This window comes from Sorangium sp. So ce1014 (genome assembly GCF_051521505.1).
In the GTDB taxonomy this organism is placed as follows: Bacteria; Myxococcota_A; Polyangia; order Polyangiales; family Polyangiaceae; genus Sorangium.
Map to the genome: position 1 here is coordinate 1098767 of NZ_CP150356.1, position 14091 is coordinate 1112857.

13 protein-coding genes are annotated in these 14091 nt (G+C 71.0%); 9 read left to right on the forward strand and 4 right to left on the reverse strand.

What is annotated here, in order from left to right; translation table 11 throughout:
- Nucleotides 1–147: 147 nt before the first annotated feature.
- From WME75_RS04210 to darG, 6 genes are all read left to right on the forward strand, one after another.
- Entirely contained in the window at nt 148–999 is an 852-nt protein-coding gene (locus WME75_RS04210; RefSeq protein ID WP_437486671.1) for an alpha/beta fold hydrolase, read from the forward strand.
- 104 nt (nt 1000–1103) lie between these two features.
- The gene (locus WME75_RS04215) at nt 1104–1868 is read left to right on the forward strand and encodes an RNA polymerase sigma factor (RefSeq protein ID WP_437486673.1); all 765 of its coding nucleotides are present in this window, start codon (nt 1104–1106) and stop codon (nt 1866–1868) included.
- A 6-nt stretch (nt 1869–1874) separates the two neighbouring features.
- Complete coding sequence (locus tag WME75_RS04220) at nt 1875–2117, forward strand: anti-sigma factor family protein (protein WP_437486675.1); 243 nt, start codon at nt 1875–1877, stop codon at nt 2115–2117.
- Between the two features lie 206 nt (nt 2118–2323).
- The gene (locus WME75_RS04225; protein ID WP_437486677.1) at nt 2324–2578 is read left to right on the forward strand and encodes a DUF433 domain-containing protein; all 255 of its coding nucleotides are present in this window, start codon (nt 2324–2326) and stop codon (nt 2576–2578) included.
- Nucleotides 2579–2882: 304 nt separating this feature from the next.
- Entirely contained in the window at nt 2883–3530 is a 648-nt protein-coding gene (darT, locus tag WME75_RS04230) for a type II toxin-antitoxin system toxin DNA ADP-ribosyl transferase DarT (RefSeq protein WP_437486679.1), read from the forward strand.
- 23 nt (nt 3531–3553) lie between these two features.
- On the forward strand, nt 3554–4615 hold the full coding sequence (gene darG, locus WME75_RS04235) for a type II toxin-antitoxin system antitoxin DNA ADP-ribosyl glycohydrolase DarG (protein WP_437486681.1): 1062 nt from the start codon (nt 3554–3556) through the stop codon (nt 4613–4615).
- Nucleotides 4616–4834: 219 nt separating this feature from the next.
- Here the strand turns inward: darG and WME75_RS04240 are convergent, their stop codons facing one another.
- Both WME75_RS04240 and WME75_RS04245 read right to left on the reverse strand, forming a co-directional pair.
- Nucleotides 4835–6979, reverse strand: a complete 2145-nt coding sequence (locus WME75_RS04240; RefSeq protein WP_437486683.1) for a DEAD/DEAH box helicase — start codon at nt 6977–6979, stop codon at nt 4835–4837.
- 69 nt (nt 6980–7048) lie between these two features.
- Nucleotides 7049–7495 (reverse strand): hypothetical protein, encoded by a 447-nt coding sequence (locus WME75_RS04245; RefSeq protein ID WP_437486685.1) that lies wholly within the window; start codon nt 7493–7495, stop codon nt 7049–7051.
- A 148-nt stretch (nt 7496–7643) separates the two neighbouring features.
- Here WME75_RS04245 and WME75_RS04250 point away from each other — a divergent pair, with 148 nt between their 5' ends.
- Nucleotides 7644–9215, forward strand: coding sequence for a dipeptidase (locus WME75_RS04250; RefSeq protein WP_437486687.1), 1572 nt, complete (start codon nt 7644–7646; stop codon nt 9213–9215).
- A gap of 34 nt (nt 9216–9249) precedes the next feature.
- Here the strand turns inward: WME75_RS04250 and WME75_RS04255 are convergent, their stop codons facing one another.
- Nucleotides 9250–10146, reverse strand: a complete 897-nt coding sequence (locus tag WME75_RS04255; RefSeq protein WP_437486689.1) for a LysR family transcriptional regulator — start codon at nt 10144–10146, stop codon at nt 9250–9252.
- Between the two features lie 164 nt (nt 10147–10310).
- On the opposite strand from WME75_RS04255, the gene WME75_RS04260 reads away from it, so the two are divergent.
- Complete coding sequence (locus tag WME75_RS04260) at nt 10311–10706, forward strand: RidA family protein (protein WP_437486691.1); 396 nt, start codon at nt 10311–10313, stop codon at nt 10704–10706.
- Entirely contained in the window at nt 10703–10885 is a 183-nt protein-coding gene (locus tag WME75_RS04265) for a hypothetical protein (RefSeq protein WP_437486693.1), read from the forward strand. The genes WME75_RS04260 and WME75_RS04265 overlap by 4 nt, the downstream gene beginning before the upstream one ends.
- Before the next feature lie 53 nt (nt 10886–10938).
- On the opposite strand, the gene WME75_RS04270 is transcribed toward WME75_RS04265, so the two are convergent.
- Nucleotides 10939–14085: an efflux RND transporter permease subunit gene (locus tag WME75_RS04270; protein WP_437486695.1), complete on the reverse strand. Its 3147-nt coding sequence runs from the start codon at nt 14083–14085 to the stop codon at nt 10939–10941.
- Nucleotides 14086–14091 lie beyond the last annotated feature (6 nt).

Sequence of the window (14091 nt, forward strand, 5' to 3'; positions counted from 1 at the left end):
CCCCCCCTCCGAGACTGTGCCCTTGGCGGGATGAGCCGCCGCGGCGCCGGGGACACGCCCGGGCGCATGGGCGCGCGCATCCATCGCAGCTCGAAACACCGATGACGTCGCGCTCGAGGAGAGCCTGGCGACGATGAGGAGACATCCATGAACGGTCTGCTTCGCAATGTCCTGCGGTTTGGCACCATGATCTCGGCCGCGGCGCTCATGTCGTCCGCGTTGCCCGGCTGCGGCGGCGGGGACGGTGACGGCGGGACGAGCGGCGGCGGCTCCCAGGGGGAGGGCAAGAACACGTATGTCCTGGTCCACGGCGCCTTCGTGGGCGGCTGGGCATGGGACAAGGTGGTGCCGCTCCTCGAGGCCGGCGGCAACGAGGTGATCGCCCTCGATCTCCCCGCGCACGGCGAGGACGAGACGCCCCTCGCGAGCGCCAGCCTGCAGGCCTATACCGACGCCGTGGTGGCGGCCATCGACGGCGCTTCGCGCCCCGTGGTCCTCGTCGGCCACAGCATGGGCGGCATCGTGGTGACCCAGGCCGCCGAGCAGCGGCCCGACAAGGTGAAGACGCTCGTCTACCTGACCGCGTTTCTGATGAAGGACGGTCAGTCGCTGAACGAGGAGTGGGCCGACGACCAGGGGGCGGAGATCAAGGCGTACGCGGTCCCGTCGGACGACGGCACCTCGCTGTCCTTCAAGGAGGGGTGGGCCGAGAACGCCTTCTGCCAGGACTGCTCTCCGGAGGACATCGAGCGGCTCGAGAGCCACCTGCGCGAGGAGCCCGCGAAGCCGTTCGGCGAGCCCATTCATGTCACGGAGGAGGGGTGGGGGAGCGTCCCCCGGGTCTACATCGAGGCGCTCAAGGATCTCGCCATCAGCCCGGCCGAGCAGAAGTCGCAGTACACGGCCTTGCCCTGCGAGCGGGTCATCTCGATCGACGCGGGCCATGCCCCCTTCCTGACGAAGCCGCAGGAGGTCGCGGACGCGCTGACGTCCCTGTGACGCGGGCGGCGGCCGTCGTCCTCCGCGGGACGGGCCGCGCCGGATCGGCGTCGACCCTCGGCGTCGATTGATGCGGGGCTGGGCGGCGTGATACCGTGCTCCGCGTGTCCCACGACTCTTCGGCCGGCGTCGGCGCCGGCGCCGCCGACGGCACAGCGGCCGCACCGGCGCGGCGCGCACCGGCCGAGACAGGCCCGCTCGTCGCGGCGGGCGAGCCGGGCGGCGCGGCGTCCTCCGCTGCGCCCGAGTGCGCAGCGCATGGGGACGACATCGCGCTCGTCCACCGGCTGCTCGCGGGGGACGAGCGGGCCTTCGAGCAGCTCGTGACCCAGCTCCACACGCCCATGCTCCGGCTCGCCCGGACCCTCGCCGGTCCCGCAGGCGCGCAGGAGGTCGTCCAGGAGACCTGGGCGGCGGTCTTCGACGGGCTCGTCCGCTTCGAGGGGCGCTCCGCGCTGAAGACATGGGTGTTCAGGATCCTGACGAACCGCGCCAGGACCTGGGGCACGCGAGAGAAGCGCACGGTCCCTGTCGCGTGGCAGGAGGATGGGGAGCAGGGCAGCGAGCCGGCGGTCGATCCGGCCCGATTCGACGGCACGGGCGACTGGGTGAATCCGCCTGTCCCGTGGACGGAGCAGAGCCCGGAAGGTTTGTTGCTGCGCAAGGAGATAGGCGCCGTGCTCCAGCGGGAGATCGAGGCGCTGGTGCCTGGACAGCGCGCGGTGGTCCTGTTACGCGACGTGGAGGGGTGTCCTTCCGGCGAGGTCTGCGAGATCCTGGGCATCAGCGAGGCGAACCAGAGGGTCCTCTTGCACCGTGGCAGATCGACGCTCAGGACCGCGCTGGAGCGATACCTGACGAGGGGGTGAGCGCGCATGCTCGTCACGTGCTGTCAGCTGACGGAGATGATCACCGACAGGAAAGAGGGAAAGCTGTCCTCGGAGCAAGAGGAGGGCTGTGCGCGTCACCTCGCGTGGTGTGACAGGTGTCGCACCTACCTGCGGCAGATGGAGCTGACGGTCGACGCGCTCCGGGGGATCCCGGGCGAGCCGCTGCACGACGAGGTCCGCGCCGCGCTGTTCGCCCAGTTCCAGCGGCGGAAGACCGCCGCCGACTGAGCTGCGCTTCCCGGGCGGCGGTGGAGCTCAGGCCCGAGGGCGGTGCCGCGGGGGTGCCGTGCCCGCCGCGCTGCCGCGGGCGCCGGCCGCGCCGGCTCGGGCGTCGGCTCGGGTGCGGGCCGCGCCGCCGGCCGATGTCGTCCCGCTTTCCCCGAGAAAGCGGCTGAGGGGAGCCGAGGAGCCGACGATGAGGTAGCCTCGACAGCATGTCGACGGAGCTGCTGGCAAGGATCACGCACGACCCCGCCGTGATGGGGGGCCGGCCCTGCATTCGAGGGATGAGGGGGACGGTGGGCACCCTCGTGGGGCTGCTGGCCGCGGGGCACGCGATCGAGGAGGTGCTCGAGCTCTATCCCTACCTCGAGAGGGACGACGTGATGGCGGCGCTCTCCTATGCGGCATGGCGCGCCGAGGAGGTTGAGCTGCCGCTGAAGGCGTCATCAAAATTCTGGTGGACATGAGAGAGGCCCCCGCAGGCGAGGCGTGCCTTGTGCCCAACCGCGATGACTTGTGCATGGGTCAGCGGATGATGTACTGCAGGCCAGACCCGGCGCAGCTCGATCCAGAGTTCTTGCTCTTGAACATCTACGGACCACTTACCCGAACGTGCATTGAGCTGGCAACGAATGGCAGCACCGTGGGGCATCTCCGACTGGGGCAAGTCTTTACTCTTCCAATTCTTTGGTGTCCGGTCGAGGAACAACGCGCGTTGTCCGAGGACGATGAGGAAGCCGCCCTTGACGGAGTCCTCGAGGAGGCCGAGGCATGACGCCACCGCCGTCGCGGCCGAAGATCTACCACATCACCCATGTGGACAATCTTCCGGCCATCATCTCCGACGGCGGCCTCATCTCCGACGCTGCGATGATCGCCCGTGGCGGCCCGGCCACCCCGATCGGCATGTCCAAGATCAAGCAACGGCGTCTCTCGCTGCCCGTGCACTGTCACCCAGGCGACCACGTCGGCGACTACGTTCCGTTCTACTTCTGCCCTCGGTCGATCATGCTCTTCGTGATCCACTGCGCGACCAACCCGGACCTGATCTACCGCGGCGGACAGGGGCCCATCGTCCACCTGGAGGCCGACCTTCACGACGTCATCGCCTGGGCGACAGCCGCGGGCCGGCGCTGGGCGTTCAGCCTGTCCAACGCCGGCGCCTACTACACCCAGTTCTCGGCGAGCGTCGCGGAGCTGGATCAGCTCGACTGGATGGCCATCGCCGCGACGGACTTCCGGCCGGCGGCGGTCAAGGAGGCCAAGCAGGCTGAGCTGCTCGTCCATGGCTCGTTTCCCTGGGAGCTGGTCAGCCTCATCGGTGTCCACGCGCCGGCGATCCGGGCGCGCGCGGTCGCCGCGATCGCGAGGGGCTCACACCAGCCCCGGGTCGTCGTCCATCGGAACTGGTACTACTAGATGCATCGAGGAAGGTCGCGATCATGATCGAGCTCACCCGGGGCGATATTCTGAGGGCCGAGGCCGAGGCGCTCGTCAACACGGTGAACTGCGTCGGCTTCATGGGGCGCGGCATCGCGCTCCAGTTCAAGCACGCCTTCCCCAGGAACTTCGCCGAATACGTGGCGGCGTGCAAACGCGGCGAGGTGCAGCCCGGACGCATGCTCGTCGTCGAGACCGGGCAGCTCACAAGCCCGCGGTACATCGTCAATTTCCCCACGAAGCGGCACTGGAAGGGCAAGAGCCGCCTCGCGGACATCGACGCCGGGCTCGAAGCGCTGATCGCGGACGTGAAGCGCCTCCACATCAAGTCGATCGCCGTTCCTCCGCTCGGGTGCGGCCTCGGCGGACTCGACTGGGCGGACGTGCGGCCACGGATCGAGCGGGCGTTCGCGGCCCTTTCTAACGTCCGGGTGCTCGTTTACGAGCCGTCGGGCCCACCGGCAGCCGGACAGATGACCAGGTCCACCGACCCTCCGGAGATGACGCCCGGCCGAGCCGTGCTCGTGGGCCTGATGGAGCGCTACCTCGGCGGGCTCTTGGACCCGTTCGTCTCGCTGCTCGAGGTGCACAAGCTCATGTACTTCATGCAGGAGGCGGGCGAGCCCCTGCGCCTTCGCTATGAGAAGGGGCCGTTCGGTCCGTACGCCGAGAATCTCCGGCACGTGCTCGCCCGGATCGAAGGACACCTCCTATCGGGCTATGCGGACGGCGGCGACGCGCCAGAGAAGCAGCTCGAGCTCGTCCCCGGCGCGGCCTCGGACGCCGCCGCGTTCCTCTCCGGTCATCCCGACACACGAGCACGCTTCGATCGCGTGGCGGACCTGGTCGAAGGCTTCGAAACCCCGTTCGGCATGGAGCTCCTGGCGACCGTGCACTGGGTGGCGACGCGCGAGGAGGTTGCCGGACCCGTTGCGGCGGTCGACGCCGTGCATCAGTGGAACGAGCGGAAGCGCGCGTTCTCCGCACGTCAGATCCACCTCGCATGGGATATCCTGGCGTCGAAGGGATGGGTGCTGTCTGGCACCCGCACTGCCAGCGGATGATCCCACCGACGGAAGCTACCGACAGGCCACCGCCAACGCTTGGCCGCAGATCCTGGCCACCTCGTCGATCCGAGCTGCCGTGATGACGAGCCGTTTCACCGGCTCTCCCGCGGAGCAGGCGCCGGCCCGGGCAGCCGTGGACTCAGACCCGGATTCGACGCCGGGTCGTGCTGTCATTTGCCCAGAGAGGTTCGACATGGAGTCGGCAAGGCGGCAAATTCATCCAGGCTTTCTGCCCACCTTCCTGCCTTCCCGTTCGAATGACTGCACCACCACCCGACGCCGAGGGGGGGACATGCCGGTCGCGCCGTCCCGGGTCTCGACCGAGCTGGCCCGCGGCTTTTCCGTGGCCGCGACGCTCCGGGCCTTGGTCTTCGCCGCGCCGCCTCGCGCCTTTGTCGCGTCGTCCGGCGCCTCGGCCGCGTCGCCCCGCGCCTTGACCGCGCTGGCTCGCGGCTTTTCCGTGGCCGCGACGCTCCGGGCCTCGTCCGTGCCGCTCCGGGCCTCGTCCGCGCCGCTCCGCACCTCGTCCGTGCCGCCCCGCACCTCGTCCACACCGCCTCGCGCCTCGCGCGCGCCGCCCCGCGCCTCGTCCGCGCCGCCTCGCGCCTCGCGCGCGCCGCCTCGCGGGCCGCCGGGCCCCTCGTCGTGGCGGACCTGGACCTTGCGCCCCTTGATCCGCGTGGAGCGCAGCGCCTCGATGACGCTGTCCGCCGCGTCGGCCGGGACCTCGACCACCGAGAAGCCGTCGGCGATCTGGATGGCGCCGATATCGCGGGACGTCAGCGACGCCTCGTTCGCGATGGCGCCGACCAGATCGGCCGGCCGGATGCCCGCGGTGCGCCCCGCGCCGATGTAGAGCCGCGCGACGTTGCCGTCGGTCTCCCGCTCCTCGCGTCCCTCGCGCCGCGGCCGCCCCGGCCCCTCTCCCGGGCGCCCGCGCGCCCCCGGCGGGCCCCGCCACGTGCGGTCGTTGTAGCCGCGCTCCGGCCCGGGCGGCGGCGGCCGGATCGCGGGGATCTCCGCCTCGTCCCCCTGCCGCTCCCCCTCCGTCGCCTGGTGCGCGAGCTTCACCGCCGCGGCGGCGATGTCCATGACGTCGAACTCCTCGGCGAGCCCCTCGACGACGACCCGGAACCCCTCGGCGCCGCCCTCCAGGAGCGTCTCCCGGAGCGAAGCGCGCGTCAGCTCGAGGCGCCGGGCGCGCAGGTCGGCCACGGTCGGGATCGTGGCGACCGTGATGCGCTGGCCCGTGAGCCGCTCGACGTTGCGGATCAGGTAGTGCTCGCGCGGCTCGACCAGCGTGATCGCCGCCCCCTCGCGGCCGGCGCGCCCCGTGCGGCCGATGCGGTGGACGTACACCTCGGCGGCGCAGGGGACGTCGTAGTTGATGACGTGCGACACGTGCTCGATGTCGAGCCCCCGCGCCGCGACGTCGGTCGCGACGAGCAGGTCGGCGGTGCCGGCGCGGAAGCGGGCCATCACGCGATCCCGGTGCTCCTGCGAGAACCCGCCGTGGAGCGCCTGGGCCTCGTAGCCGCGGGCGCGCAGCGCCTCGCTCAGCTCGTCCACCTCGTTGCGGGTGCGGCAGAAGAGGATGGCTGACGACGGGTCCTCCATGTCGAGCACCCGCGTCAGGGCGGCGGGCTTGTGCGCGCGCGGCACGATGTACGCCGTCTGGCGGATGCGCGGGAGCTCGCCCGGGGCGGTCTTCTCGCCCGCGATCTTGACCCGCACCGGCTCGCGCAGGTGCCGGCCGGCGATGGCGGCGATGCGCGGGGGCAGCGTCGCGGAGAACAGCACCGTCTGCCGCGCCGCCGGCGTGGCCGCGAGGATCGCCTCCAGCGCCTCGGCGAAGCCCATGTCGAGCATCTCGTCCGCCTCGTCGAGCACGACGGTGCGGATGCCGTCGAGGGCGAGCGTCCCTCGGCCGATGTGGTCGAGCGCCCGGCCCGGCGTGGCCACGACGATGTGGACCCCGCGGCGCAGCGCGCGCAGCTGCTGCCCGAACGGCTGGCCGCCGTAGACCGACAGCACCTGCACGCCGAGCCGGCGGCCGTAGCGGTGCATCGCCTCGGCCACCTGCATGGCGAGCTCGCGGGTCGGCACGAGCACGAGGGCCGCGGGGCGGCTGGGCGGCTCGTTGCCGATCTCCAGCCGCTCGAGGAGCGGCAGCGCGAACGCGGCCGTCTTCCCGGTGCCGGTGGCGGCCTGCCCGAGCAGGTCGCGCCCGCTCAGGAGGTGCGGGATCGCCTCGCGCTGGATCGGGGTGGGCTCTTCATAGCCGAGCTCGGCGAGCACGCCGAGGAGGGCGGGCCCGATGCCGAGCGAGGCGAAGCTGACGGACGGATTGGTCGGTTCCACGGGGGCTCCCCGTCTCATGGGTTCACGCCGGTGTCATGGCAATCCGACAGCGAGCCGGCGCTATCCGGGTCAGCCGAGCTTCGCGGCGAGGGCGCGGTGTCGCTCGGCCAGGCGCGCGGCGTCCACCCGGCCGAGGAGCGCGCGGGCGGCCTCTTCTGCGCGGGGGTTGCCCTCGGGCGCGCGGCTCATCGCCTCCAGGTGGAGCTCGAGCGCGCGCCTGCGCTCCGCGAGCGCCTGCCCGGCCCGGCCCCGGAGCTCGAGGAGCTCGGCCTGCTCCGCGCAGAGCGCCGCGTACGCGCCGATCTTCTCGTGGTCGCCGAGCAGGGTGGCCGCGCCCGCGGCGTCGAGCCGGTCGAGCATGTCCCGCATCGGGCCGAAGAGCCCGTCCGCGGTGGAGCGGACGAGCCGCTCCGCCTCGTCGAGCTGGCCGGCGCGCCGGAGCCCGGCGATCCGGCCGAGGGCCTCGGCGAGCTGCTCGATCATGCGGAGGATGTAATCGCGCTGTCGGATCGACATGAGGTCTCCTGCTCGAGCCTAGCCGATCGCGGAGGCTTTTCATTCGCCGCGCCGGCTTCCGTCGGCGCTGTGGACGCCCATCTCCGGCGCACGATCGGGTCGCCGCTTGGACCCTCCGCCCGCCGAGCCCGCATGATACGATCTACTCATGCGCACGTCCCTGTCCCTCGTGCTCCTCGCCGCCGCGGCGCTCGCGGCGTGCGTTCCTCCCTCTGCGCCTGCGGAGGCGCCCGATCCCTTCGCGTCGAGCGTCGACGAGGTAGGGCCGTGGGCCGAAGCCGCGCCCGACGTCATGGAGAGCCCGGCGGGACCCGCGACGCCGGAGCAGCGGGCCGCGCGGCTGCAAGCCAGGGCGCTCCTCGTGGACGGCCACAGCAGCGTGCCCTCGCTGCTCCCCGGCGGCTCGTCCGATCCGGTGAGCCCGGGCCGCGAGCCGACGGCCGCGGAGCTCGCGAGGCTCAAGGCGGCGGGCGTCACGGGCAAGTTCTTCTCGATCCACGTCGGCCCGCCCGCGCCGCAGGCGCCCTCGTCGCTCGGCGGCAGCGTCGCGCGCCGCGCGCTCGACCTCATCGACGCGACTCACCGGCAGATCGAGCGCCACCGCGAGACGCTGGTGCTCGCGCGCAGCGCCAGGGACGTGCGCCGCGCCGAGCGTGAAGGCAAGATCGCCGTGCTCATGGGCATCGAGGGAGGGCACGCCATCGAGAACTCCCTGCCTGCGCTGCGCTCGTTTTACCGCCTCGGCGTCCGCACCATGGCGCTCACGCACACGACGACGAACGACTGGGCGGACTCCGCGGGAGGAGCCCACGAGCCCGCGCTCATCCGCCACCGCGGCCTCTCCCCCTTCGGAGAAGCGGTGGTCCGCGAGATGCAACGGATTGGCATGCTCGTCGACGTCTCGCACGCGTCGGACAGCACGTTCCAGCACGTCATGAAGGTGGCCAGTGCGCCGGTCATCACCTCTTCCACGATGCGCGCCGCCGGCCACCACCGCCGCAACCTCGACGACTACATGCTGCGCGCGATCGCGGAGAAGGGCGGTCTCGTCATGGTGAACTCCTGGGCGTTCTTCCTGGACGAGGCGTATGCCGCGCAGTCAGCGCGCTTCGCGCAGAAGTACGGGGCGTACATCAAGGAGCTCGGCGAGAGGTTCCAGGGCGACGCGACGGGGCTCCGCGAGCTGGTCGAGAAGCTCAAGGCCCAGGACGGGCCGATGGCGCCGCCGCCGCCGCTCTCGCGGATCGTGGACCATATCGACCACGTCGTGAAGGTCGCGGGGATCGCTCATGTCGGCCTCGGCTCCGTCTTCGGGGGCGACGAGGCGCTCCAGGACGGGCTCGCTGGCATCGACGGGCTCCCGAACCTCACGCTGGAGCTCGTCCGGCGCGGCTACTCGGACGGGGACATCCTCCGCCTGCTGGGCGGGAACTTCCTGCGGGTCCTCGAGCAAGCCGAGGCCTACGCGGCCTCGACGGACACCACGCTGTCCGGGCACGGCAGCCTGCGGCAGCTCAGCGCGACCGAGCTGCCCGAGCTGCCCGAGCTGCCCGAGCCGCCGACGCCGCCGGTCACGTCGCCGCCGGCCGGGCCGCCGCTGGACCCGCCGTCGCGGCCGCGAGTGTCGGCTCCACCGCCCCCGCCGCCGAAGCCGGCCCCGCGGCTCCCGAAGGACGGAGCGCCGGAGCCCTCGCCCGTGGAGCTCAGGATGTCGCGGTAGCGCGCGAGGGGGCATCGATTGGCGACGTGGCGCATCACGTCCCAAGTTCCTGGATCATGAGATCGAGGAAGCGCCTGACGCGGGGCTCCAGAAGACGCTGGGTCGGGTAGATCGTCACGATCTTCACGTCCCCAGCCTCGAGCTCGGGCAGCACCTGCCGGAGGCGACCGGCAGCCAGGTCCTCGGCCACCAGGAAGTCCGGAAGAAACGCGATGCCGAGCCCTGCGACGGCGGCATTCCGGAGGGCTTCGCCGCTATCCAGCCGCAAGCGGCTTCGACCCTGCGCCTTGACCCAGGCTCCATCGTCGCCGAGAAAGCGCCAGCTCTGCCTGCGATTGCGGCTGCTGAAGATCAAGCAATCGTGGGCCGCCAGCTCATCGACGTCGAGCGGTTCGCCGCGCTCGGCGATGTAGGACGGAGAGGCGCAGAGCATGGCCTTGTACTTGGCAACCACCCGGGAGACCAGCCGCGTGTCCGGGGGCGCTTCTCCGATTCGTACCGCCAGATCGAAGCCTTCCTCGACGATGTCCGCCTGACGATCGGTGAGGTTCACCTCGATCTGGATGTCGGGCCAGGCATCGAGATACTTCTTCAGCAGCGGAAGCACCACGAGCCGCCCGAAGGCATCGGGGACGGTGAGCCGCAGAACTCCCCTCGGCGTGCCATGACGCCCCGCCACGCTCGCCTCGGCGTCATCGACCGCCTCGAGGATCTGCAAACCGCGGTCGTAGAACACCCGACCTTCATCGGTGAGGCTCAGCGCCCTTGTCGTGCGGTTCAGGAGGCGCACGCCCAGCCTGTCTTCCAGGCGGTTCACGGCCTTGCCCGCCGCCGACCGGGTCAGGCCCATCGCCTGCCCCCCGGCGATGAAGCTCCCTTCATCGACGACGGCCATGAAGACGAGGATCTCGTTCAGGTTCGCGCGCGGCATATCGCATCTCCACCTGCTCCGGCGCTGGGCTGAACCGGGCGCCTGGAACGTGTCAAGAAAGTCCTTCGCGTCTGTGTAGAAATCCGTTCGTCAATCGACTGACTACAGTTCTCAGCGCCTCGTCGATGTCGCGGCGGGGAACTACCAGCAGAAGGGAAACGAACATGACAAAAAAGGCCACCACCTACGACCACGGTGTCCCGTGGGAAGAAGGCTTCGGCGTCACCCAGGGGTACAGCGTGAATGGCACCATCTACATTTCGGGCCAATTTTCCCACGACATGCAGGGCGCGTTCGTCGGTGAGGGCGACTTCGAGGCACAGACCCGGAAGACGCTGGAGAACCTTGATCGGGTGCTGGCGGGATTCAACATCACGAAGTCCAATATCGCTGAAATGGTGATTTATCTCACGAACCCGAGCGAGCATTTCGAGCGATGCGTGGGCTTGTACAAGGCGTATATGGGGCAACATCGTCCGGCAGGCACCCTCATCGGCGTGTCGGGTCTGGCGTTCCCTCATCAGCTGATTGAAATCCGCGCCGTCGCGCACACCGGTTGACCTCGTCGCCGCGCGACGTCAGGATCGCGAGCTGCGTGCAGCCGTTCGGCCCGGCGCTCGACGGCTATCGCTATCACTTCGTGCACCTCCCGGGCGCGGCGGCGCGCGAGGAGATCGCGGCGCTCCGGGGCTGGCTCTCCGCGGCGATGACCGGGGAGCGACCGCGAACGCAGCGATGAGATCGAACGAGCGCGTCAGGTCCTTGGCGGTCTGAGCGGCGCGGCGCTGCCTGCTACCCCTCCGCGGGCCTGGCGTCTCCTTGAAGACGCGTCTCCCCGCTCGCGACCTCCGGGGCGCGCGCCAGCCGCTCGGCCGAGGCCCTGCCGAACCGGAAGAAGACCGCCGGCGTCACCACGATATCGAGCAGCGTCGACGACAGCAGCCCGCCGAGGATCACGACCGCCACGGGCTGCAGGATCTCTTTCCCCGGCTGCCCCTCCGAGAGCGCGATCGGCACGAGCGCCAGCGCCGCCGTGAGCGCGGTCATCAGCACCGGGACGAGGCGCTCCAGCGAGCCGCGCACGATCATCGCCTCGCCGAACGGCGCGCCCTCGGCCTTCATGAGGTGGATGTAATGCGAGATCATCATGATGCCGTTGCGCGAGGCGATCCCGCACAGCGTGATGAACCCGACGAGCGTCGCCACCGACAGGACGCCGCCGGTGAGGACGACCGCGAGCACCGACCCGACAAGCGCGAGCGGGATGTTCAGCAGGATCTGGAGCGCGACAGTCCACGAGCGGAATTGCGAATAGAGCACCACGAGCATCCCGGCGAGGCTCGCGATCGACAGCAGCCCGATGAGCCGCGACGCCGATCGCTGGCTCTCGAACTGCCCGCCGTACGTCACGTGGTAGCCCGGCGGCCTCGGGATCGCGCCCACCGCGCGCTGGACCTCGCCGACCACCCGCTCCAGATCGCGCCCGGCCACGTTGGCGGACACAACGATCCTCCGCTGCGTGTCGTCGCGGCTGATCTGGTTCGGTCCCGCGCTCTCCGTCACGTCGGCGAGCTCCGAGAGCGGGACCTTCGCGCCGCTCGGCGTGTCGACGAGCGCGCGCCGCAGGGCGTCCGTGTCCTCGCGGAGCTCCGGCGGGTACCGGAGCACGACATCGACGGTCCGCTGGCCCTCCAGGAGCTGCGTGACGGTGCCGCCCGCGAGCGCCAGCTCCAGCAGCTCGGACAGCTGACCCGCGTTGACGCCGAGCTGCGCGGCGCGCTCCCGGTCCACCCGGATGGCGATCTGCGGGATCAGCACCTGCGGCTCGAGCTGGACATCCTTCACCCCCGGGACGGCCTCCATCGCGCCCTGCGCCGCCTTGCCGAGGCGCCGCAGCTCACCGAGATCCTCGCCGAAGATCTTCACCGCGATCTGCGCGCGCACGCCCGAGAGCAGGTGATCCAGCCGGTGCGAGATCGGCTGGCCCACGTTGATCGCCACGCCGGGGATCCTGTCGAGCGCCGCCCGGATGTCGCCGAGGATCGCCTCGCGCGCCCGCCCGGAGGCGGCGAGATCCACGTCGATCTCCGTGTAGTGGACCCCCTCCGCGTGCTCGTCGAGCTCGGCCCGGCCGGTCCGCCGCCCTGTCGAGACGACCTCGGGGACCTCGTGCATCAGCTGCTCGGCCAGCGTGCCGAGCCGGCTCGACTCCGCGAGCGACGTGCCCGGCCTGGCCACCACGTTGACCGTGAGCGTCCCCTCGTTGAACGGCGGCAGGAACTCGGCCCCGAGCAGCGGCACCGCCGCCGCCGCCGCGAGGACCAGCGCGCCCGCGGCCGCCATCACCGCCCCGGGGTGCCGCAACGACACCGCGAGCACGCGGCGATCCGCGGCCTTGAGCTTGCGGACGAGCCAGCCGTCCTCGTGGCTCATCTCCTTCATCGACGGCAAGAGGACCGAGCAGAGCGCAGGTGTGACCGTCAGGGATACAACCAGCGAGGCGAGGATCGACACGATGTAGGCGATCCCGAGCGGGGCGAAGAGCCGCCCCTCGATGCCGCTCATCGCGAACAGGGGGACGAAGACGAGGACCACGAGGATCGTCGCGAAGACGATCGAGCCGCGGACCTCGCTCGACGCGTCGCGGATGACGTCGAGCGGCGGCCTCGGCGAGGCGAGCGCCCGGTTCTCGCGCAGGCGCCGCCACACGTTCTCGACGTCGACGATGGCGTCGTCGACGAGCTCGCCGATCGCCACGGCGAGCCCGCCCAGGGTCATCGTGTTCACCGACAGGCCGGCGGCCCGGAAGACGAGCGCGCTCACGAGGAACGAGAGCGGGATGGCGGTCAGCGTGATCGCGGTCGTCCGGAGGTTGAGCAGGAACAGGAACAGGACGATCGCGACGAGGATCGCGCCGTCGCGCAGCGCCTCCGCCACGTTGTGGATCGCGCTCTCGATGAACGTCGCCTGCCGGAACAGGCGCGGGTTGAGGGTGACGCCGGCGGGCATCGATCTCTCGAGCTCGGCCACCGCCGCGTCGATCCGCTCGGTGAGCGCCACGGTGTCGGCGCCGGGCTGCTTCTGCACCGAGAGGATGACCGCGGGCTTGCCGTCGATCGACCCGTCGCCCCGCTTGACCCGCGCGGCCTCCTCGACCGTCGCGACCTGCCGCAGGGCCACCGGCGTGCCGTTCCGCACGGCGATGACCGTGGCGGCGATGTCCGCCTCGGTCCGGGCGCGGCCGAGCGTGCGGACGAGGAACTCGAGCCCCCGCCGGTCGACGTACCCGCCCGTCGCGTTGGCGTTCGCGCCGGCGAGCGCGCGCGCGACCTCGTCGAGCGATACAGCCGCCGCGGCGAGCCTCGCCGGATCGACGGTCACCTGGATCTGGCGGACCTCGCCGCCGATGGGGATCACCTGCGCGACGCCGGGGATCGTGAGCAGCCTCGGCCGGATCACCCAGTCGGCCTGCGTCCGCAGGACCCTCGGCGAGACGCCCTCGCCCTGCACCCCGATCAGCAGGATCTCCCCCATGATCGAGGCGACGGGCCCCATCTGCGGCGTGATCCCCCGCGGCAGCTGCTCGGTCACCGTGGCGAGGCGCTCGGCGACGAGCTGGCGATCGCGGTAGATGTCCGTGGACCAGTCGAACTCGACGTAGACGACGCTGAGCCCCACGCCCGAGGTGGAGCGCACGCGCTCGACCCCGGGGGCGCCGTTCATCGCCCGCTCCAGCGGGATGGTGACGAGCGTCTCGACCTCCTCGGGCGCGAGGCCCGGCGCCTCGGTCATGAGCGTGACCGTGGGCCGGTTCAGGTCGGGGAACACGTCGATGGGGAGCTTCAGGAGCGAGTACGTCCCGTAGACGAGCACGAGCGCGGCGGCGGCGAGGACGAAGAGGCGGTTCCTGAGCGAGAAGCGGATGAGGGCGTCGAACATCGTCGC